The 24,018-nt window shown below is 47.3% G+C and carries 8 protein-coding genes; 3 read left to right on the top strand and 5 right to left on the bottom strand.

Translation table 11 applies throughout. The features are described 5' to 3' along the window. Positions 1–212: 212 nt before the first annotated feature. From M23134_RS17620 to M23134_RS17600, 5 genes are all read right to left on the bottom strand, one after another. Positions 213–14,600, bottom strand: coding sequence for a Tc toxin subunit A-related protein (locus tag M23134_RS17620; protein WP_002698504.1), 14,388 nt, complete (start codon positions 14,598–14,600; stop codon positions 213–215). A gap of 88 nt (positions 14,601–14,688) precedes the next feature. Further along, positions 14,689–16,998: a hypothetical protein gene (locus M23134_RS17615; RefSeq protein ID WP_045113774.1), complete on the bottom strand. Its 2,310-nt coding sequence runs from the start codon at positions 16,996–16,998 to the stop codon at positions 14,689–14,691. Positions 16,999–17,037: 39 nt separating this feature from the next. Then, a complete protein-coding gene (locus M23134_RS17610) occupies positions 17,038–17,487 on the bottom strand; it encodes a hypothetical protein (RefSeq protein WP_002698498.1) in 450 nt (149 codons plus the stop codon). Positions 17,488–17,884: 397 nt separating this feature from the next. Then, entirely contained in the window at positions 17,885–18,709 is an 825-nt protein-coding gene (locus M23134_RS17605) for a hypothetical protein (RefSeq protein WP_002698496.1), read from the bottom strand. A 142-nt stretch (positions 18,710–18,851) separates the two neighbouring features. After that, positions 18,852–19,412 (bottom strand): hypothetical protein, encoded by a 561-nt coding sequence (locus tag M23134_RS17600; RefSeq protein ID WP_002698494.1) that lies wholly within the window; start codon positions 19,410–19,412, stop codon positions 18,852–18,854. A 1,162-nt stretch (positions 19,413–20,574) separates the two neighbouring features. On the opposite strand from M23134_RS17600, the gene M23134_RS17585 reads away from it, so the two are divergent. From M23134_RS17585 to argC, 3 genes are all read left to right on the top strand, one after another. Then, positions 20,575–21,522: a GNAT family N-acetyltransferase gene (locus M23134_RS17585; protein WP_002698486.1), complete on the top strand. Its 948-nt coding sequence runs from the start codon at positions 20,575–20,577 to the stop codon at positions 21,520–21,522. Continuing rightward, positions 21,515–22,732, top strand: a complete 1,218-nt coding sequence (locus tag M23134_RS17580) for an argininosuccinate synthase (RefSeq protein WP_002698484.1) — start codon at positions 21,515–21,517, stop codon at positions 22,730–22,732. The genes M23134_RS17585 and M23134_RS17580 overlap by 8 nt, the downstream gene beginning before the upstream one ends. 311 nt (positions 22,733–23,043) lie before the next feature. Next, positions 23,044–24,012 carry an N-acetyl-gamma-glutamyl-phosphate reductase gene (gene argC / locus M23134_RS17575; protein ID WP_002698482.1) on the top strand — a complete coding sequence of 323 codons (969 nt, stop codon included), beginning with the start codon at positions 23,044–23,046 and terminating at the stop codon, positions 24,010–24,012. The last annotated feature ends 6 nt before the right edge of the window (positions 24,013–24,018 follow it).

Below are 24,018 nucleotides of genomic sequence, written 5' to 3'. Positions count from 1 at the left end.
TTCAGCTTTTTCCTTTTAAATAATGACATGATTTACATTGTCTCGCGATGCGTTGCCACAGTAAAACAATTTGAAAAAACACGCTTCTGGCAGACTTTGCCACCAGAAGACGTGCAATGATCAGTGATTCAGTTTTGGCGGGTAATTTTGCCTCGCTTGGCGCAACCATTAAACCATAGAGCGCCGCGAAACAATACCAGCCATCTACCTCTTTACACCTTCGCCTTGTACACCACTACCATTTCTGCATTTTTAATGGCGGTTTTATCACCTTTGACAGTAAACTTCCAAGCCGTGCCGTTTTTGGCAATGCTTAGTCCAGCCGCATCTACATATTTGTTGTTGCCCAGGTTATAGGCATCGTTGAGGCTAAAGGTGGCGGTTTTGTCACCTTCGTATTGGTACCTCACCAAAATGCCCATGATGCGGGCGCTTGCCATTGCCGGGAACATGTCGCGGCGAATGTTCAAGGTCATTTCCTTGCCATCGCCCAGCATCAACTCGTTCCACTGGTCGGGGAAGTTGTACGCCAAGTCGAAGAAACTGGCAGTTTCGTAAGGTTTAAGCGCGCCTTTTACGGCAGCGGCAAAGTTTTCGCCGCCCTGGTCGGCAGTGTAGCGCAACTTCACGGTTACATCAAGCAAATCGTTGAGGTTGTAATCGCCCTGCTTGCCGCCCAACTCTAGTCGCCACGACGACACCGCTCCGGTTCCTTCAAATGGCAAGTAACGTTCGTCGGCAAAGTTCATCTCAAACATGCCGTTGTTCTCGGTGTACTCATCTACATAAGACAAAGCCACTTGTTGGTTTACCTTCCAGTCGGTGCGAATGCTACTTGGTTGCTCCTCTACAGGGTTCAACAAGTACTTCACCGCCTTGGCGTCAGGCTCCATCACCACCTTGTTGTTCAACTGGGTAAGGGTGGCATTGATGGTTTGCCCCTCGCCAATGTCAAACGCCAGCGAAATGGTCTTGATTTGGCGGTTGTAGTGCCCCGGAAAGTCATAGTCAAACAAGGATTCGTTGAGGCGGAACTCGCACATGCCCTTGTTTTTGAGCTGCAAGAAAGCCAGCGGGTCGAGCTTCAGCAACGAGATGTTTTTGGTAATCTCTAGGCTGCGGCTGTCTTGCTCAATGTAGGCTTTTTCCATTCGGTCTAAGTCCAAATCCAGCTTTTCGCCCGAAAGCAAGCCCTTGCGGGTACTGTCCCAATACATGCCCCGCACAAAATTGACGTCTACCATTTTGCTGCCTGTCTCAAACTGAAAAGCGCGTTCGGCTTGTTTGGCGTAGTCGTGGGCGTGTTTGTAGGTTTGGTAAAACATGCCCGACAGTTTGCCTGCCATCCAGCCGTAGAGCTGCTCGTTCGAGAATTTGTCCTTCATAAACTGGGCAACGTCTTCGTTGTTTTTAATGTCCTTTTGATGAATTTCAAGTTCGCGCTCGGCAATCTCTTTTTGCAGTTGGGCGCTGGCTATTTGGTGCTCAAGTTGTTTGATTTCGCTGGTCGACATCAAGACTTGTAAATCCCAATCTTGCTCCATGCGTTCAAACTGGGCCTGCATGCCAAATATCTCGCCTAGGGTACTTAGTGGCTCTGCCGAAGCTGATATGGCATCACCAAACTTTTCGAGCATGGCGCCTATATTGCGTCCTCCGGTGGTTACCCCAAAGCTAAATGGGCCGGCGGTTACCTGGGGCACTATATAAGACAACCCACTGACAATGTGAGACAATGCCCCGGCGGTTTGAATACCTGCCGACACCGACATCATACGAATTTGACTGGCTTCGCTCGAGAGCATGCCATTCTTTTTGAGGTCTTCGTGGTGCTTTTTCTGCTGCTCGGCGCTGCGCTTGCTTTCTTCGAGGTTTTTGATGTTCTCGATGGCATCGGCAATTTGCTTTTCTTTGATCTGGGTGTTCAGGTCAAGAATGAGCCCTTCTTGCTTGTTTTGCAAAATGCTCAACTCTTCGGCATCTTTTTTCTCAATAGTACCCAGCAAATCGTTGCCAAACTGGGTCACCTTTCCAGTAAGCTCGCGGGCTTTGCTTAGCATATAAGTAAAGCGGTAATGAGGAATAGCAGCCGACATACCACCCAAGGCAGCGCCTAAGCCACCGCCCCCGGCTACAGCATTTACCAGCGCCATAGGGTCTATAGGGGGTTGAAACAACGGCAAGTCTTGCTTGATGCCCAAAATATTGAGGCAATGCCTGATTTTGTACAAGCGGTCTTCTACCCTATTCCAATACTCGATAAACAATTCGTTTTCGGGCACAAAGAAGTAAGGGTTCAAGATGGTGTCGTTGGGGGTACCTGTGCCACCAGGTGCGGTGTTATCGGCGTTGTTCTCTAGGTCGAGCAACAACTCGTACACATCCTCATCATTGACCAAATCGTCATAGGTCTTGCTGTCCGACAAAATGCGTTTGCCCATGTTTTGGGGCTTTTCGCCCAGCAAGTCATACGCCAACACATAGAGCATACGCGCCTCGTTGATCGACTCGCGGGTATATTGACGGAACAACATATCGCCCCAGTCTATCAGGTTGTCGATGTATGCCATCACTATTGCCTTTTGATAGGCTGGCGTGCGCAAGGCTGCAATGGCGTGTGGGTCAAACGGATCGTTGAGGTATTGACGCACTTGCCCCACCGAGGTTTTCTCGTAGGCGGTTTGTGCCGTGTTCAACGCATTGATCAACTTCTTGAGTTCGGCCTTCAAAGGCTGCGGAGTAGCTGAGTTGGTTTCTAGCTCCGCCGCTTTATCCCTCAAGGTTTCGGCTGTTGGCCAATGTCCTTCGGGCAGTTGTCTGCCGTTGAGTTCTTCGGCAAGCTTCGCCAAAGCGTCTACTTCGGTTTGCATGTTTGCCAACTCTTCGGTGCTTACCAAAGCAGTAAGTTTGGCAATTTCAGGTTTTACAACTCCCCACAACTCCACCAAATCATTGATCTTGTTGATGCCTTCTTTCTGGAAAGGCAAGAACTTCCAAAAACCTTTAGACTCGGCTTCTGATGGATCGAAAATATGCTCGTACCATTTTTTGGCTTCGTCAAACTTCTGCCCCGTGTTCAGGTTTTGGGCAATGAGGTAAGGCGCGTGGAAGAAAATCTCCCAATAGTAAATACTGTTGGCGCTTTGGTAGTCTAAGCCCTCTTCTAAAGGCACCCTTTCTTTGTTTACCTCTCCTTCTTCTAGCCTAATGGTGGTAGAGTCAGACGGTTTGGTTAAACTAAACTTAGGGGTTTCGTCAATGCGCTGGGTTTCCAGGCTAAGCAAAGCCTCGAGCCCATCTTGATAAAACAGCTTTTTGTTGAGTTCGGTACCTGTACTTGAGGTAATGCGAATGATGTCGTACTTGCTGTGTAACTTCTCGACAGGCAGGTTGGCGTCTTCGCCCGCTTTTTCATACGCAATGTAGTCGCCTATTTTTTCGTCCTTGGCATTTTTTACATCACCAAACAAATACATCTTACTGCTATCGTTCAGCCCTGCCTTTAGTCCAGTCAAAAAGCCTTTGGGTACATTGAACCAATTGCCTTCTACGGGTTTACCCACAGGCGCACCTTGGGCAGCGTACATCATAGTAGCTCCCTGCTTATAAAACAAAAATGGCGTGGCAGGAGCATCTGCTTGGTTGCTGTCTCGTGTAAAGGCGGCAGTAATGGCCTGTCTTGGGAAACCATCCACGTTTTCGCTCAGGGCTTTTGGGTAACCATCGTCTGTCAGGCTGCCCACGGTGTTATCACCCTTAAGCGTATAGCGCACGTATTGACCATTGGCAAAAAGGAACAAGGCGCCATCGTGGGCAACCGCCGCATCTATTTTTTGGCTGGTTGCCAAAAACTTATTAGGCACTTTGCCCCACTTGTCCTTGATATTCAGCTCATTGCTCAGGTTTGCCGAGGTCACATACTTCTGGGTGCTGTTGTTAAAGAAGTAGGTGGTGTTGCCTTTATGGAAAGCCGCATCTACCTTACTCCATTCGGGTAAACCGTCGGTGTTGCCTGCAGTGGCTTTAGGATAACCAGGGTCTACTATGTCAGGGATAACATTGCCCTCTAAAGTATAGCGTACATATTGGTTGCCCGAGGTCATAAACAAATGGGTATCAGTTACCCAGGTAGCGTCCATGCTGCCTCCGTCTTGGATGTTGTTGGTTGTATTACCCCACACACTGTTAATAGATGAGGCACTACTCCAGTTATAATCTACCCATTCTTCTTGGAAAGTGGTGGTTTTCAGGTATTTCCCATTATCAAATAAGTAAATGAATCCATTCAAGGCAAAACCAGCCGCCCTTCTGGGAGAACCGAAAATATACAACCTATCTTCTCCCCCGAAGGTAAAGGCTACATCGTAAGTTCTTGAACCATCCCGTTCCAACTCTTTCTTTGTCAGGTCAAACTCATACCTTAATCCGTCAGAGGTAACCGTAATAAATGTACTGCCATCCACTACTGCATTGCGGATTTGCTTGCCCTGCACGTTAGCTACCTCCGAAGAACTAGCTCCCAAATCCATCAGCAAGGCATCTAAAGTGCCCTTGCGGGGATAACCCACATCAGCCTTACCAATATTAGCAACGCTTGAATACCTAAAGTACTGGTCGCCACTGACTAAGTAAATCTTATTATTCCACACAAAAGCGGCGTCTACCTGATTGTCTTCCGCAATATTGTTTTTTACCTTCCACCAACGGTCTTTGATAGGCTTTTCCGTATTTATATCACGAGTGGTTTTGTACTTGTCTCCCAAGAAACCATAGCCAACGCCATTAGGGGTACCGTCAGGCATGTCAAATGCTGCTTCATACTTCGGCCATTTAAACGCTTCATTAGCCAACGTACCTGGGGCACTTTCTGCCACCTCAAAGCCATCGCCATTGTAGGTAATGAACTCATTGCCCAAGCTCATGTGGGTATTGCCATTGTTTCTTGTCCAAACACTGTCTACTTGCCCCGTTCGGCTTATTTGAGAATGCCCAAGTGCCCAGCGACTGGTGTTATTTTTTGCGGCACTCCAAGTACATTCCTCCAGTCCCTTGTCGGTTTCTTGGCTTTGGTAAAACTGGTTGCCCACAAACAAATAAATGTGCCCGTTGGGTGCTCTGGTGATGGCGTCTACCGAGGTAACACCATCGGGCAAGTTGCTCAAATTAGCCAATAGGTGCGATTGCTCGCTAAAGTCAGACGACGACTCGCTAGGCTTGCACAAGAAACTGGCTTCTTTGTAGTCGAAGCTAAACCAATGGTTGTTGGTGGCGTCTTTGGCAGTGTTCAAGAAAATACTGCTTGCCACTTCGTCAAAGTTTTCGCTGCTTGCCATGAGGCGTTCAAACACCTCGCGCCCGTCGTTTATCGGGAATGCTCCCGCGTTGGGTTCTACCCCACTGTCGAGCCCTTGGGTCAGGTAAAAAGCCTTGTATTTATGCTCTACGCGCTTTTTTGCCTCGTCGAGCGAAATATCAATGCTATAGTTTTCCAATACCTGCGTCGAGTTCTTGATCACGGCTTCTACCAAGCGAGGATCGCCCACCCAGTAGCTACATTTGATAATGATGTTTTCGTGATCGTTTTCGTCTCTTTTGGTAGACTTCTCTACGGCAAGCTCTACGTTTGAGATCGTGTTAGAAAATGCCACCGGATTGGCAACCGTTGCTTTTTCTTTGTCGGCATTGCTGCGCGGCGTTGCTCTTATCAAGAGCTCCTTTTTCAGGCGCAGAGTTTGAGGCACTGCCCATTCTTTATTCAGGTTATAATAAGAATAAAAGATTTTGACCACATGGTCGGCGGCTCCGTTCGAGGTGATAGACTTATCGTCCGAATCTCCCACTGCTTTTACGGTGCCTTCGCTGGCGCCTTCGAGTTCTTTTTCGGTACGTGTCCAAAACGAGAATACTTTGCCAAAGGCAAACGCTGGATACACCTTGTCGGCTTCCATCTGGAGGTTGGTTTCTAGCCAGGGGCCCCACAAAGCGCCGTCGGTATCGCCGTTATAAAAAGCAGCCAGGCGGTAATAATACACGCGTGGGTCGCTTTTGGTATAGCCAAACAATACCAGGTTTTTGTCGGCTTCGTTGATGGCATCATCGTATACATAGCCACCGCATATCGTCAAGCCCGACACGGTGGTATATTCGTCAATGTATTTTTTGTATGCCTTCAGCACCAGGTCTTCGGTGATCTCGCCTTGCTGTAGGTCGTCTTCCATTTGCCCAAAGGCGGGGGTTTTGGTATCGCGCAGCTCAGGACGGATGTAGTTTTCGGGATATAAAAACACCTTGCGGTTGGCTTCCCACACGCGGTAGTTTTTCATCCATTCCCACCACTTCTTCAAGCGTTGTTTTACCGCTTGCTCTCTCACCTCTCCATCTACATCATCGTTTTCTGGAGTAGGCGCCTCTAGGCTGATAAAATAACGGTGGAAATACAACTGAGTAGCGGCAATGGCTTCCTTCACCCTTGAGGTTACCCCACAGCTTCCCATTTCTACATCAATCAACAAGCTTTGGTACAAGTCACGCGCATTGCTCAGTTTGTCATCGTGGTGAATCACATAAGGCACCAACACATCGCGTTTTGCCACATTGAGCTCGTTGTGTAGCCTGGCTGCTAGTTTTTCCCAGTCTTGCGGACTGTTGAGCGCACCCAAGTATTCGTACAGGGTTTGGCTTACTTCGCCCAGCTTATCTTCAGTGCTCTTGTATAGCTTTTTCCATACCTTGTCATACACTTCAGAAGGTTTCACCCCTAGTTTGTCGGTCACGGCAAAAATAGCTGCCATGCGCAACACCATCTCTAGGTCGAAGTGCTCTTCGAAGTCGCTGCTTTTCAGGTGGTCTTTCAAAAACACCTGGTGACGCTTGAGCCATTTTACTTCCTCTACGTCCCAACCAAACAGCCCTGCCAACAAGCGATAAGGCGTTTTTTTGTAGCCTTGTTCTTTGTGCAAAAAGCTGCTCAGGGTTTGCTCCTCAAACTGATAAGTGTGGCTCAATTGCTTCATCTGAGCAATGGCCTTCAGGTCGGTCAGCAAATAATCGGCATGGCAAGCCCCCCAACGAGCCGCCAACGGCTGCGGAAAGTTTTCGTCCATGCAATGGTAAGGCATTTTGCTATAGCGTACATATTCTTCGCCCTTGAGCAAATAAGTTCTGCCCTCAAACACAAAAGCATGGTCGATGCCCAATTGGAAATTATTACCCGTTGGTTTCCCGTCTGGCAAATCTCTCCACAAGTCGGTAATGAACTGTGGGTGGTCGTCTGCCATCAACTCATTGTCGGGGTGGGCATAACGGATATACTCGTTGCCCTTGAGCACATACAAGTAGCCATCGGGGGCAATAAAGGCAGTATCTATCATGACATCATCTGCCATAAAGTTGTTGGCTTTGCCTACCCAAATGTCTTTGACCTTGGCTGGATCGCTGGCGTCACTTACAAAGTATTGCTCGTCTTTAAAGAAATAAAACTTTTGGTCGCTTCCGCTAAATACCGCGTCGATGCCCAAGTGAAGCAATGCGGGCAAATTACCAGTAATGCCCAAGTCTTGCGCCAAGCTGCCTACAATTGTTTTAGGATAACCCGCGTCTATGTACTCTAGGTCGTCGCCCGAATACACCACATATTGGTCGCCCGAAAACAAATAAACTGCTTTTTCCGCGACCACCACGCTTTTGTCTGAATCGTTTTTGGCGTACAATTTGGCAGTCAGAATTGCGTCTACCTTGTTTTCTGTCTGTAGGTTGTTGCGCAACTTGCCCAATAGGTCGATGCTGTAGCAACGTTCGGTGTGGGTAGACACTGCATGTATTTTGTGATCTGCGGTAAACAAATAAATGCTTCCTTTATCGGCGAAAGCCGCTTGAATGTTTCCGTTAAAATCTTGGGGCAGGTGTTCAAAGCCCGACTCTTTTCTCAAATTGTTGAAAATAGCCTTGGGGTACCCCGCGTCCAAATAATGATAACTACTGCCCGAATAACGGTAAAACTGGTCGCCCACAAACAGGTAGGTCAAGTGCCCCATTACCAAGGTAGCGTCCAGGCTTTGCCCCTGTGCAATGTTGTTGTCGAGCATTCCCCATTGGCTTTTTACCAAAGCAGGTCCATCGAAACTCCCATTGGTTTTGAGGGTTACAAAGTAATCTTTCTTGCTCAGTTGGTCTTCGTAGAAGAAATAAGTTTGTTCGTCGCTTCCCTTAAAAATCGTCTTGATGTGCAAGAGGTTGTGACAGTTTTCTGGGTCAAGCACCTCGGGCAAATCGCGCCATAAGCGGCTGATGTTTTCGGGATAATGCCAATGCTTCTTGTCGGCATCGTAGCGTACATATTGGTTGCCATGAATGAGGTACATCTGCTCCTCTTCAAAGAGCACCGCTTCTACTTTGTCAAACCCTTGGCTGACATACAAGGCAGGAATGCCCCACCAGCTCATGTCGGTAGTATAGGGTTCGGCATCGGGCTCGTCGTAGCGCATGCCACTATAGGTCACATAGCGCATGTAGCCCTGTTCGTTGGGTGCCTCAAATAGGTAAGTTACCCCATCTTTGACAAAAGCCAGGTCTACGCTCTCCAGTCCGCCCCAGTCTGCCGCAATGCTTTTGGGGGCTTCCTTGATTTTGCTGTAGTCTGCGTCTTTTTCGTAGGTTACATATTGGTTACCACTAAACATATAGGTGTTGCCATCGCGCCCCACAAATGCTGCATCAACCATGCTGCAATGGGCTATTTTGTTCGACGAACGTCCCCACTCGTCGGCAATGTCAAACTCCCGCTTAAGCTCAAGGTCAAAATATTTGCTGTCCTTAAACAAGTAGGTGTTGCCATCGGTGCCCTGTAGCACACTGTCGAGTCCCATGCGGTAGTTTTCGGGAATGTCTTGGTTCAGCATCAGGCGAGGCTTTGTCATTTCGCTATGCAATTCTTTGCCTTCTGCTGCAGACAAGCGTAACCAGCCCGCATTGTCATCATCTCCCATGTATACAGCACCGTCTTCAGTCACGATACTTATGGGCTTTGGTATGGTGCCATCATTATACTCCCTGTACAACTCCTCGGCAATCACGTGCATTTTGTCACCCTTAAACAAATACACATGGCGCCTGTCGGCAAAAGCGGCATCAATGCCCTGGCTACAATCTATAGTCAAGTGCTTGAAACGAGGCTCTTTGTGTAGCTCGGTCAATGCTTTGGGGTAGCCACTGTCTACAGTTTGGGTATCGTAAGATACTGGAGCGGCTTGGCTATTGGTGGTATAGCGGTAAAACTGAGTGCCCGCAAACAAATAAGTATGTTCGTGCTCGGTCACTACAGGCTCGGGCATAGGGTTGTTTTTGTCTATGACCTTTGCCTTGTCCTCTTCGGTCATTTCTTCGGTTTCGCGCGACATAAGAGTCACCGCCGCGTCTACTTTTCCGCTGTCTAGCAGGGTGTTTTGCACCTTGCCCCAATACTCGGCAATGCGGAGGGTTTTGCCGTCTACCATGCGGTCGCACTTGCTGCCAGCATAGCGGGCAAACTGACCAGCAAAGAAAAGGTAGGTATAACCATCTTTGCCCACAAAAGCCGCGTCTATTTTATCATTAGCGCCCAGCGGCAAATCTTTCCAATGATCAGTAATGTTGGCAGGCTCCGACCACCAACGATGGATGTAATCAAAATAGACAAATTGCTGCCCAGCAAACAAATAGGTTTTGCCGTTGCCGCTCAATACCGCATCGGCATTGCTGAAGCTGTTGGTCAAGGCAAAAGGCAAGTTCCACCAATTGTCGTCGGTCGCTCTGGGGTAGTCCTTGTCAACTTCGCTGTAGTCGTTGCACGAATAGCGCACATACACTTCTTTGTCTTCAGCATCTTTGCCAAACAAATAGGTTTTGCCATCGAGCACAAAAGCGGCGTCTATAGTCTTGAGCCCGTCCCAAGCGTCGGCATTGGCTTTAGGGTATTCGGCGTCAGCGTGGGCGTAGTCTTCGCCCGCATAGCGGTAGTGTTGGTTGCCACTAAAAATGTAGGTGTAACCATCGAGCCCCACAAATGCCGCGTCTACTTGGGCGTTGCCGTCTTCAAAGGCGTTGGCCACTTTGCCCCAGGTTGCCTTGGTTTCGCTTATTTTATCAAGCACAAAACCATCCCCTTCTTTAGCAAACACCACATGCATGCCATGGCTAAATAAGTGCACCTTGTGATCAAAACCCTCAAAGGCAGCTTCTACGCCGTGCTTGCAAAAGTCTTTGGGCAAGCCCGCAAACAATGCGTCTAATTTGACAGGCGACCCCTCGCGCATCAACACGCCTTCGGCTTCGAGGCTATCGGTATATACAATTACTTCGTCGCCCGAAAACACATACAGCTTTTCGTCAACGGTACAGCTCGCATCTACCTTGTCGAGGTCGTGAAAATTGCTCTTCACCTTGCCCCAGCCATCGCGGATGTTGTGCTTTTTGGTAAAATCGTCGGAACTGATGTAATGATTTTCCTTCAAGAAAAAGGTTTTACCCTCGTGGGCAAATGCCGCATCTATCGACTCCTCAAAACCTATCGGCAAGTTGCCTTGGGCAGATTCGTGGTGCCAGTTGTCGGCTATCTTTTTGGGGTAACCCTCGTCGGCAATTCTTTGATTGCCCGCTCCTTGGGCGGCATAGCCTTCAGAATAACGAATGTATTGATCGCCCGCAAACAAATAAGTACGCCCGTTGCGGTCGGTAAAGGCGGCGTCGATGTTTTCTATAGCCTCAAACTCGGTTTGCAGTTTGCCCCAAACGTGGTCTTCCTGCAACTCCCACTCTGCCGCGTCTGCTGCTTTTTTATAATAATCACTGCCCGACACTATCCACACATTGTTTTGTGCGTCGGCAAAGGCAGCATTGATCGGTAAATTGCCGTATTTTTTGCAAAACAGGGCAATCAAGTCCACGCGAGGCGCTTCGAGCGGCAAGCCTAATAAATTATAGGTTTGGGCATCGAATATCCAATATTTCGTGTCGTGGAACATGTACACCAAGCCTTCGGCTTCAAGCAAAAAGTCAAACTTGGCGTGACCAAGTTCGGCAGGCAGGGCAAGGCTTTCGGGAAACTTGCGCACCAAGTCTTGCTCTCTGAATGCCACCTGGGTGTCTTGCTTGTTGAGCTTGAGCTTGTTTGCCAGCCCCGCAAATTGTTTGACCCTACGGAACGCGGTCTTGAACCTGCGATGGTGCGGTACCATTGCCAGGGTTTCCTGCGCGCCAGCGGTTTGCAACACGGGCAACATGAGGGCTTCGATGAGGGCCTCTTTGGTTTCGAATATGTGGGCACAAATTACCTCCATTACCTCAGCTGATACGCCCAAGGTGTCTTGCAGGGTAGTAAACACCCCGGTTTGCTGGTGCATTGCCTGGTCTTTGATTTTGGCAACGATGTCGGCAATGGCGGCGGTCATTTCTTTTGCCACCGCGTGCAACACAAAGAAAACATCCTTGTTGTAGTCGTCGTAGCCTTCTACTTTAAAATCCAGCGCATTGTTTACATTGGCAAAATACGCCAACATGTCGAGCGTAATGGTATAGTCGGCAATGTCTTGCTCGTCTACCAAAATGCGGTACAAGTTGGTGGCTTCCTCTAGGGTGAGCCCGCCTACCATCAAATCTTCGGCAAACAACTCATACTTTTTTGCGGTTGCCAACACTCCAGCAATTGCCTTGAAGATCAATTGGTTGCCTTGTTCGCCAAAATAAGCGCCCGCGTTTAGCTGGGTGGCGTTGGTGTCGTCGCGGAAAAAGCTAAAGTGTCCTTCCTTTACCCAACCATCTTCTAAATGATCGGCAACAATGCCTTGGTAAGCAAGCTTGCCCACTAGTTGGGTTGCCAAGGGCTTAAGGTCGGTTTTGGTAAAGGTGTCAAAGCCTTGTTTGAAACCCGTGATTTGCTGCTTGAGCAAGTCAAGAATTTGGTGGCGGTGGGGGTAAAACATCAACGCCAGTTTGAAGTCGTCTACCTCAGTGGCAAGCAAAGCCGCCTTGTTGGTAAATACATGGTGGTGGTCGATGTATTTGTTAAACTTCAGGTTTTCTATCAAATCATCCAGCTCTATCTCAAGCAAGGGCAAGGCTTCCGCCAAAGCGTCTTTGTTGAGCTTGAGTTTGCCCGCTGTAAATTGCGCCATTTTTCCGCTCAAGAGGGCATGTACCTCGGCAGCCATGGCGTTGAGGTCTACGTTTACCTCAAACAGTCCCAGGTTGCTTGGGTAAGCAAAAAACGCAGGGTCAACCACTGCCCCGTTAGCATCTAAGTATTGGTTAAACTCAAGGTTGCTCAATAGCTCTTCGGCGTGGGTTTCTGCCACCCCCATTTTGAGCAAGTCAGACAAGTACAACGATACTTCTACCGCGTCTTGGTCGCCTACGATTGCCAAAGCGTCTTTGTATAGCTCGTGCAAACGCATAAACAAGGGGTGGCGGTAGTGGCTCAGGTTGGTCGACACCAGCCAATCATTTGCCTCGGCGGGCAAGACAGTTTCCTGCAATACACCTTCGGGGCTGAGGTAGCCCTTCAGTATCAATTGGTGGTATAGTTTGTCGAGCAGGGCGTCTTCCAGCCCCAGGTTCTCGAAGTCGAGCGGGCTAATGTGCCCCAGGGTTTTGAGGGCTTTGTAGGCAATCTCCTGTACCTGGTCTGCCTTGTAAAACATCAGGCGGCTATCGGCGGCTGACAATACGCCTTTAGGCTCGGCAAGCAGGCTTTCGGCAAGCATCCGCGATTGGCGCTCGTCGAAACGTCCTCCCTTAAACAAATCGTTGCCAAATGCCAGGGGCTTAAACTGCTGATACATCTGGTTCAACAATTCAAGGTCGGCTTTTTGGCTGGCTTCGCGCGCCTTTTCCAGCTTTTGGGCTTGTTGGGTCATCAGGCCCAACACTTCGGGCGTGTCTTCGGGGCAGTCTTCAGCGTCGGCTTCCGCCAAATCGCAAAAACGGTCGCCCACTATAGCTTGCAACTCTTCGGCGGTGAAGCCAGTTTTTTGCATCCACTGGTTGAGGCTCCACAAGGTTTGCACCAACCACATGCGGTGGGCAATGCTTTCGGTGGCAATGATGCTGTAGCAATTGTGCGGAGTGGTTTTGCCTCCTTCGTCGATAAACAATTGAAAATTGTTGTAAAGGCGGATGGCGGGGTCTTTTTCCAACACATCAAACAACATCAACAACTCTTCGGCCGATGTGTCTAACATTTGGGCAAGTGCCACCACCCGATGCAACAACGACAAGGCAGCAAAGCTATTCTCTAGATGTACCTCGGCTTGAAAGGGGGCTATGCCTTCTTTTCTCAATTTTGCAATGATGAAAACCAAATCGTTTTCACTGACTCCCAAGGCTTTGCTCAAGCGTGTTCTGAGTTCGGCATTGTCGGCAGACAAACTATCGGCTACCGGGAACGCCAACTTGGTGTATTGAGGGTCAGCGTCATTGGCAATAGGGTAATGCACGGGGGCAGTGATGCCCTCAGGGGCAAAAAACTGCTTGTCTATCTCCGTCCAACGCCCATTGTACACGCGGTTAAACAAGTCGAGCGGCATATCGGCCGCCTTATCTTTGTTGCCGTGCCCCAAGGTGTTCATGTTGGCAAACAAGCTGCACACTTGGTCGATGGGCAACTCGGTAAGCGCCTGCATTTTTTTGATGATGGCAAGGCGACGGAACGAACCCACCAAATCATTATCGCAGCAAGTGCGCAACACCAAGTCGAGGTCGGTAAAAGACCAGCCCAAGGCACGCGCCAAGCGAATGAAACGGTTGGCACGGTCGAACCAGCTTTCGGGAATGTTGGCATCGGCTACGCTCCAAACAATGTGCGCTTCGTCGGCGTCGAGCATGGCGTAAGCTTTGACGCTGTCGTCGTTGTCATCGTCCTTGACGTTGGCTGCTGCATTCACAAAAAACTGGGAAGCTTCGCCCGCAGCAATTTCTGAAGTACTCAGGTTTTGAAACAAGAGTTCGCGCACTTCTTCGGGCTTGAGCCCAGTAATGGTCATAAAAGTGGCTACGGGAAAAGCTTTGGTATTTTTAAAGTCAAATGCTGTAGCCTCTTCATCACCATATATTTTGTTCAGTTCGGCATCTTTGTACTCCCCCAACAAAAAACCAGCAGTTTCTTTAGACAAGCCCAAGTAAGTGTTTGCCAAAATGTCAGCGTTGTGGCTGGTCGCAAACAACTTGTGCAACTCTTCGGCACTGATGCCCAACTCGCGCAAATACATTTTGAACTGTTCGTTCTCTAGGTTAAAAGGCAAGTTGAGCGGAAACTTTGCTTCTTTTAATAGGTTGGCGTAAGGGTTTTTGCCCGCAGGGTCTGCCTTGGCTTCCAGCAATTCGTTTACAATGTCGAGGTAAGGAATGATGCTAAAAGTCTGTTCGGCATCGAGCAAAACCTCGGGTATGTCGGCGCGTTTGCCCTGTAGCACATTGCCCTCGAACTCGTCTTCGTAGAGCTGTAGCAAGTCGGCTAAATATGCCGCCGGAGACAGCACCGAACGTGCCTGGTCGCCTTCTTTAAAATCGAATTCTCCGAAAATTTGGCCATAGTCTGGCAAGTCGGGAATGTTGTTGTTCTCGTTACTCATTGATTATGAATGTTTTATGATTTTTATTTAATTTAGCTTACCCCAACTTGTTAGCTTATGGGGAAGCATAAATCTGAAAATTATTTCATCAAGGATAGGTTACATTGATGGTTACATTTTTGAATATTTCAGCAAGTGTTTGTCCATTAAACTTAGTTTGGGTATCAGTTTTGACCTTTTTGAATAAGTCGGTACAACTGGCGCAGGGACGACGATTGGACTCGATGTTAAGCGTCATGGATGTAGCCTGTTGCCTAGGGTTTTTTAGTAAATACTCCAGCACCTTTTCCAGGATTTTGACTTCACTGTCGGTGTTTCTTGGAGCAAGGGTACCCTGAGCACCTATCACTTTAAACGTACTTTCTCTTAGCATTCCATTACCTTTGCCAGTCTTGCCTCCATTGCCATCATTCAAGCCTGCGGTAGCTGGGGAGCTTAGATTACCAGCATCACTACCACTTACAAAAACACTGGCAGGCAAATTAATTGCATTTCCTAAATTATCCTTAAGCGCTGCTGTGGCAACAGTTTTACCATTCAAATTTGGCTGGGCTAGGATGACATTTTTTGCGTTTTGGAGTATTAGGGAGGGGTTATTGCTCTGGTTATAGTTTACATTGGGATGCCTTTGTGCTATTCTGGCAGGTAGTAAATCCCCTAACGCCAGGTTGTCAAGGGCATCCCCGTCCAGCGTATAATTTTTCACAAAATTCTCGATGACTGTTTGGCCTTGAGTTTGCATCAGACTCTTCATACCATCCAAAACTCGCGAAAAAGATTGTGAACCAGGATTAGTCCTATGCTCGTTAAGCACTACCTTGATCTCCCTTTGTAGACCTATGTAATTATTGTTCACAAAGTCGATATTATCATTAGATGCATTGGCTACTACCAAGTCTTTTAAAAGAACCCTTTGATCGCTGCTGGCATTAAGTTTTCCACTTTGTAGATGGGTAGCTATCTGATTAAGGTGTGTTGGTTTAATATTGGGATCTCTTGCAAAAGAAATTAGAGAAGCCTGGGCTGCTCCATCAAGGTCTTGTAAACCGTTTATGTCCTGAACTCTTTTTAAAAACTCTCTACCGCTGGCTGAAAAAGCGTTGTCTCTTTGAGCACGATTGCCAGCGTTACTCAAACTATCTGCAATCTTCTGTATCTCTGTTGCATCAATGCCGTTGTTTTGCACCAAGGCTGACAAACGTGCTTTGTCAAGTCGTTCTTTGATCCTTGGTAAGGCGGCGGCATAAGCGTTTAGTTGATCTGGTGAGGCTCCTGTTTTTGCAAGTTCAATCAAGTATAGTTGATTCTCTTTCTCTTTCTTTGCATCTGTCCCTTGCGCAAGATTACCTAAAAGTGTCTTCAGGCTGTTCAATGTTGCTGTGTCAGGGTTATTATGCACAACAAAATCTATCAAACTTTGCTTGTTTTTATCATCTGAGAACTCTTGTAAGTCTTTATTAAGAGCATCTAACTTATTGTTAACGTCTGATTGATTGGCATACGTAATTAGTGCCTGTTGGCTTACATTATTGCTAATCTTGCTGAAAATACCTGCAAGAATTTTTAATCTTCTCACTTCAACATTGGCAAGTGCTATCAGGCCTTGCTGATTTGTAGTATCAGAAACGTGTTGCAAACCATTTCCAAGGGCTTTTAATTTTTCATCAGAGATACCTGTTCCTGCAAGGTCAATCAAGGTTTGTTGGTTGGTGGCATCAGAAACATGCTTCAAGCCATTTCCAAGTATTTTTAATTTCTCATCAGAAATACCTGTTCCTGCAAGGTCAATCAAGGTTTGTTGGTTGGTGGCATCAAGCCTAGACCAAACATCTCTGAATAAATCCTGCTTATTCTTTGGAACAAGTGAAAGTGGCAAATTTTCTTTTTCTTTACGCCTAAATGTAACAATGCCATTTGACTCTGCAACGAGTTCATATCTATAGGCCTTACTGTCTGTAAGTTTTTTCAGAAGTCTTTGAACATCATCCCCGTTGATTTTATCAAACTTTTTTCCTAAAGGATTGAGCCTTGATTCTTGTGAATCAGTCAATGAAAAGCTAATCTCGCTTGGCGGATCATCTCCTAGATGATCTCTCAAAACCAAACTATTTCGATTGCCTTCTGTGCCCAACCGTTCTGCATTTTGAATTCTTACCAACAAACCTCCATCCTCAGCACGAAAACTCTCCATGCCAATGGTATTTTCGGAAGGGGGAGTGTTAAAGGCATTGGAAAGTGTGCCTTCTGCTTTTTTTCCAAAAATATTTCGAATGGTTTTATCAAAAGAGGCTTGCGAAAAGCTTGACGAAACAACCGACAAGGCTTTTGTGGTCAATGATCTTTCTCTTTTGTTAGGAGGATTGCCTGAGCCTCCTTTTCTTTTTGGTTTTGGCTCCATTATTCTCTCATTTTAAAAAATTCAACCATATTTAAATTCCTACATCCTTGCTGCCCCCAGGTGCGGCTCATTGCTTTGCAACATGTGCATGTATTGCAATAGCACTTGGCTGCGTTGGGTCAAGGCGTTTTGGTAGGTTTCCACCATCAATTCTTCCTGTCCGTCGAACAAGGGCAGGTATTCGCGGATAAACCGCTGGCGGGGCATCGAGGCTATTTGCAAGCTCGAATGAATGTTTTTGCCCAGCAATGCCTTGATGATCCCGTCTTTCTCGGCGGGCTTGCCTTCGGGCACTATTTTGTGCAAGCGTTGGTATGCCTTTAGTTGGGTCACCAGGGCTTCGCGGCTGCGCTTGAGGCGGTTCCAGTTGCAGCCGTCCAGCAAGGCGGCGTCTTTTAGGTTGGCAGTGGCTAGGTTGAGCCCTGCGTTTTGCTTCATAAAGCGGTCGAGCTTGGTGAAGCTTTCTTTGGTAAAGTCTATTTTGCTCATTTTTTTAGTTTTTAGTTGGGAGTCGGGAGTCCGTAGTCCATAGTTGGGAGTCGGGAGTCCGTAGTCGGGAGTTGGGAGCTTCTACAGCCTTAAGCTATTAGCTTTTAGCCATTAGCTTGAGGCTGTTTTACAAGCAACTAACCAAATTCATAATACGTTGATTTTTAACTGTTTATGAATTTGGTAGATGGAAGTCCGTGGTCCGTAGTCGGGAGTCCGTGGTCAGGCAACTCGTTTCTGGCGACTGATGACTCTCAATGTTGATAAATAAAGGCATAGCAATGCCATTCAAAGGGTTTAAGTCTTTGTTTTTTAATGGTTTAACATTTTTCTCATTTTTGCAACCTAAAAAAAAGCGGGTTGAAGAGGGCACAGGTTGCCCTTGTTTTAGCCGAGTTTAGCGGGCTACTGCCGACGGTGCACGGGGCTTGGGTGTCTTGCCGCTGCCTTTGTTCAACTCGTCAATCAGTTTGGTGCCTTCGGCTTTGAGCCAACGGTTGATCAAACTATAGTTGATAAAGGGCTCTACCCATACTACTTGGGTTTTGTTGGGGTGGGTAGACACAAAGCTCCTGATCAAGCCGTTTTTGTCGCGGGCGTAGAAATACTCCAGTCCGTGCTGGGTATGGTTGCGCAAAAAGTTGATTTCGAGCTTGGGCAAACGTGCCGCTAAGTGCCCCATGAGCGAGTCTATCACTTGCCCCAACAAGGCTTGTTGCAAGCCGCTCCAGCTTTGTTGTTTTTGTTGGCTGATGAGCTTGGGCAAGTGGGTTTTGAGCCATTGCCCCATGTAGGCGTAGTGCAACACTAGCTCGGCGCGTATGCTGCTGTCGCTGGTGGCAAACACTTGGGCTTGCACTAGCAATTCGGGGCGCAACCCCAGCCCCGAATCTGCCGCCGAAGCGGTACCAGATTGGGGGGCTGTTTCGAGCCCAGTGTAGTGGTAAAAGCCGTGCTTGTTGCGCGCAAATTTGAGTTTAAATTTGGGCGTGTGTTGTTCCAATTGCTCGGTGGCAAGGTCTATTCCTGTGTTGTACAAGCTTTTTTGTAGCTTGGGGCTGCAGCTACTCGCTAGCAACGCCCACAGCAACACGAGTATGATGCCCCACGCCCAATGCACTCGTTTGGGCGAATGCGGTGACTCGGGTGCCTGGCTTGCCCGCGTGAGATGCAAGCCAGTGGCGCTTCGGGTCACTATTTGGTTAGCAGTGTATTTGGTCATTGTTTTATTGTTAAATTGTTCTATGGTTTTATGGTTTTATTGTTTTATTGTTCTATGGTTTTATGGTTCGCGAAGCGTGGCTGCTCTCTATCTTCCCTTCTATACCTGTCAGGCATTTGTCGTTTGTTGGCGCGAAGCGTAGTTACTCCCGACTATCCTGCGCATAAAGCTCCTCTCGTTGCCGGGTCAACTCGTCTAGCTCGGCGGTGCCTTCGTTGCTCAGGGTTTCGGCAAGGTTGCGAAAAAACTGCCGCAAAAAATTGCTGGCTTCCAGCATGCCTTCTGTCAGGGGCAAATCGGCAGCAAGTTCTTCCTCTTCTTCGTTTTCGAGCAAGTCGCTGGCTTCGTTGTAAAAGTCGGTGGCGTGGTTGAGGCAGGCATAGAGCTGATACTCTACACTTAGCTCGCTCCAGTGGTGGCGACGTTGCTTGAGCAGTTGCCCAAAAAAACGGTAGGTGAGTTGTTTGCCCAGGGCGTGCCCATAGGCCGCTTGCCTTTGTTCTGTGGGGGGCTGGCTCAGTGCCTTTGCCAATATCTTGCCCGCTGTTTGGTATTTTTGCTCAATGGTTTGTTGGGCAAGCATCAGGTTGTTTTTTTCCAGGATGCGGTCGCCCAAGAGCTTTGCCAACACCGAGTGGTGGTTGCCCCAAGGGTTATGGGTGGTTGTTTGCTTTTTTCTTCTGTTGATAAAATAATTTTTCATAATTCTCTCAAATGTTGAATGGTTGTTGTTTATATTTTTGCCTTCTTATGTAGACATTGGTTACCCCTGGCAAAAGGAAGCCACCTCCTGGTTTTCTGAGACAGAAAAAGGCAGGACACTCAAGCTTGGTTCAACTTCATGCGTTAAGGACGGTAGCCTCCTGGCATCCAAGGGGTCAGCTACTGGCTCGCTGGTAGGCGGGCAGGGCTGAACTATTGGTATAGTGTTTAATTGTTTTTTTGTACCATCATTATGGGCATGGCTATGCCATGTTGCCCTGCTGCTATGGCGGGCAATCCAATGATTTGTAAATAATTTAGTGGAGGTATTTTGGTAAGTCTTGTGGCTGCTCAAGTACTGCAATACTTGGTAGCTACTGGGTTTGCCAAAAACCAGGGTTCCAATCCTTTAGGTTTGTTTGGGCATTTTACAACGGGAGTCTGCAAACCCCCGTTGTTTTGCCTATACCTCTGTTTCTTTTTGTTTTAGATTACATATTTGACTTTTTATTTGATTTCGCTGACAAAGTAATGGGGAAATATTTGGGAAAACAAAACAGTGGGAAATCACCGGGTTTTTTTCGGGTTTTTCTCTGGCAGACTTTTTTTCGATGGGTTTTTTTTGGGGTTTTTGGGTATATCAGGGTGGCTAAAGAGTGGGTATTTGAGGCAGTAAACCTTGTTTATACCAGTCGCCTTTGAAGGGTATTTACGAAATAAGAGCATAAGGGTGGAATTATATTTACCTACACAACACTTGTACTAAGCAAATTTTTTGCATAACTATTCATTGTTTTTAACCTTTCAAACTGTTAAATACTTACCAAAAACTTGACATTGCCCTTAAGATTCGATTACAATTGTAAAAAAGAATTGGGAGCCACTCCCAAACCTCATGTATAGCACTGCTTACATATTGCCCCTTGCCGCCGCCCGCCGCAACAATGCCCGTCCCTAAGGGGACGAAACAAATACATATTGCCCAAATTTGGGGGATTTTTAATCGCCCCGCCCTTCAAAATCTGATGATAGATTTACGCAGAGTTTCCTGAAGTTTTGTTACATTGAGCAGTCATTTACTGTATACTTTTGATGGAGTTTTTAACGATTCCATTTATCCAATCTACTATTTATTTTTTACAGATTACTTAGGGTGAAAAGCCATGTTACTTTTTACAAAAAAACAGTGGGATAGCGTATTCAGTACCAGTTTTAGGTTAAAAAAACGCAATCTTTACTTTCCATTTGCGGGAAGCGAACATTTTTTAACCACTCAAGAACACCCATCAAACAATGCTCTACACTTAGTACCCAAAAGTATGACTACTACCCATGTTGAAACGGCCAACGAAAGCCACGTGCGGTATGCTGAAGCAGTGTGCCGAATGATAGAAGAAGCCGCCAAAGTACGTGGCACTGGCATAGCCAAGCGCGACCCTGAATATATTAAAACAAAGATGATAGAAGGAAAAGCGGTGATTGCGCTTAAGGGCACAGCCCTGGCTGGCTTTTGCTACATAGAAACCTGGCAGCACGGCAATTATGTGGCGCACTCGGGTTTGATTGTAAACCCCGAATTTAGGGGCGAAGGACTGGCAAAACGCATCAAAGCCAAGGCGTTTGAACTATCAAAGGTACAGTTTCCTCATGCCAAAGTGTTTGGGCTTACTACCAGTTTGCCAGTGATGAAGATCAACTCAGAGCTGGGCTACAAACCTGTGACTTTCTCTGAGCTTACCCAAGACGAAACCTTTTGGAAGGGGTGCCAAAGTTGTGTCAATTATGACGTGCTCACCCGCACCGAACGCAAGCACTGTTTGTGTACGGGTATGCTCTATGACCCAGCGCAAGACAAGGATAACCCTGCCACCGAAACCAAACCGCCAAAAAAATGGAAGCACTCTATGAAGGTGTACCAGCGTTGGATGCGTTACAAGCAGTTTGTGCTGACCAAACTGGAAGACCACAAGGAAAAACGCATGGTAAAGAAACAGGAAAAGCTAGACAAGAAAGCCCAAAAAATAGAAGAAAAACTGGGAAAAAAACTGGATAAAATACAGGAACAAAAAACAAAACTCAAGCCTCAAAAAGACAAGCCAAAAAATGACTGATACAAGCAACAACAAAGTAGTGCTGGCGTTTAGCGGAGGGTTAGACACCTCTTACTGTGCCCAATACCTTGCCCAGGAGAAGGGCATGGAGGTATACGCTGTGGCGGTAAACACGGGGGGATTTTCTGACGAGGAGCTCAAGCAGATTGCCCAACGCGCCGAACAATTGAACGTGGTAGATTTTAAAGTGCTCGATTGCACCAATCAATACTACGAAGAATGCGTGAAATACCTCATTTTTGGCAACATATTGCGTAACCAAACCTATCCCTTGTCGGTAAGTGCGGAGCGTATGTTTCAGGCATTGGCTGTAGCCAACTATACCCAAGAGTTGGGGGCCAAATATGTGGCACACGGCAGCACGGGGGCAGGCAACGATCAGGTACGCTTTGACCTGGCGTTTCAGATTATCATGCCCGAAGTAGAAATTATTACCCCCATTCGTGACTTGCAGCTTTCGCGTGAAGCGGAAATAGACTACCTCAAAGCGAATGGCATTCACGATGATTGGGAAAAAGCAGCTTATTCTATCAACCAAGGGCTTTGGGGTACAAGTGTAGGCGGCAAAGAAACTCTCACCTCGCACCAGCCTTTGCCCGAAGAGGCATACCCCAGCCAACTACAGCAAACCGAGCCATTGCAGGTAACTTTAGTTTTTGCACAAGGCGAACTGAAGGGCTTGCAATGGGGCAATGAGGCAGCCCAAACATACCACAACCCGGTAGATGCCATCAATCAACTGAACAAATTGGCCGCACCTTATGCCATTGGGCGCGATGTGCACGTGGGCGACACCATTATTGGCATCAAGGGCAGGGTAGGCTTTGAGGCAGCGGCACCGCTCATCATTATCAAGGGGCACCATACCTTAGAAAAACACACCTTGACCAAATGGCAACAGTACTGGAAAGAGCAACTAGGCAACTGGTACGGAATGTTGCTACACGAGGGGCAATACCTCGACCCAGTGATGCGTAACATTGAACACTTTTTGGCAGATACCCAAACCACCGTGAGCGGGCAGGTATTTGTACAACTACACCCCTACAGGTTTGAGATAGCCGGCATTGCTTCTGACCACGACTTGATGCAAGCCAAGTTTGGGCACTATGGCGAAATGAACCGCGAATGGTCGGGCGACGATGTGAAGGGTTTTACTAAAATACTGGGCAATGCCCACAAAATATATCATTCAGTGAATAAGGTATAAGGGGTTAGCGACAAGCTACAAGGGCGGATTAGTTTCTTGTGGTTTGTTGCTGGCACCTCAATGCTGTTTACTTAACAAAGCTTTTAGCCATTAGCCTTTAGCTTTAGCCTGTTGCAGATGGCTCACGCATCTATTTTTTTAATGCTCAATCCTTAAGGAACCGAACGTAGTGAGCTCAACACAGTTAAACAACATTCAGCATTGGTTGACACCTAGAAGCGCTCAATATATCATTCAGTGAATTAGCGATAAGCTACAAGGGCAGATTAGTTTCTTGTGGCTTGTGACTGACACCTTGAAGCTCTAATATTATGAAAACAGGAATTATCGGGGGCGCGGGTTATACCGCCGGAGAGTTGCTCAGACTATTGGTCAACCACCCCCACATCGACATTGCCTTTGTGCATAGCAACAGTCAGGCGGGCAAGCCAGTGCATCACGTTCACCAAGATTTGGCTGGAGACATTGCACTGGCGTTTACGAACCAATTGTTTTTAGACGAAGTTGATCTTATATTTTTGTGCATGGGGCACGGGCAATCTCAATTGTTTTTGGAAAAAAACGCTCCATTGCCACCCCAGCTCAAGGTTATAGACTTAAGCCACGATTTTAGGCTTAAGCGCCCCGGTCATAGCTTTGTGTATGGTTTGCCCGAATTGAACAAAAGCAGCATACAAGGCAGCCAATACATAGCCAATCCGGGATGCTTTGCCACTGCCATCCAACTCGCTTTGTTGCCATTGGCAGCCCAACAAGTCTTAAACAATGAAGTGCATGTGCATGCCATTACGGGGTCTACCGGGGCAGGACAAGCACCAGGAGCCACTACCCATTTTAGCTGGAGAAATAATAATGTGTCGGTGTACAAAGCTTTTCAACACCAACACCTTGGCGAAATAGGGCAAAGCATACAACAGTTACAAACAGGCTTTGAACGGGCAATTAATTTTATCCCGGTAAGGGGCAATTTTAGTCGAGGCATTATGGCATCGGTGTATACCGAATGTGATTGGACAACTGAAGAAGCTACTCAGTATTACCAAGACTATTACCACGATCATCCTTTTGTGCTTGTCAGCGATACCAACCCTGATTTGAAACAGGTGGTCAATACCAATAAAGCCCTGTTGTATGTTGAAAAACACGATAATAAGCTGCTTATTATCAGTATGATTGATAATTTGTTAAAAGGAGCTTCCGGGCAGGCTGTCCAGAATATGAACCTGATTTTTGGCTGGGACGAAACCACTGCTTTAAAATTAAAATCGATCGGGTTCTGACGGATT

This window comes from Microscilla marina ATCC 23134 (assembly GCF_000169175.1).
Classification (GTDB): Bacteria; Bacteroidota; Bacteroidia; order Cytophagales; family Microscillaceae; genus Microscilla; species Microscilla marina.
Note: the sequence above shows the minus strand (reverse complement) of the source record. Positions and strands in the feature narration are given on the sequence as shown.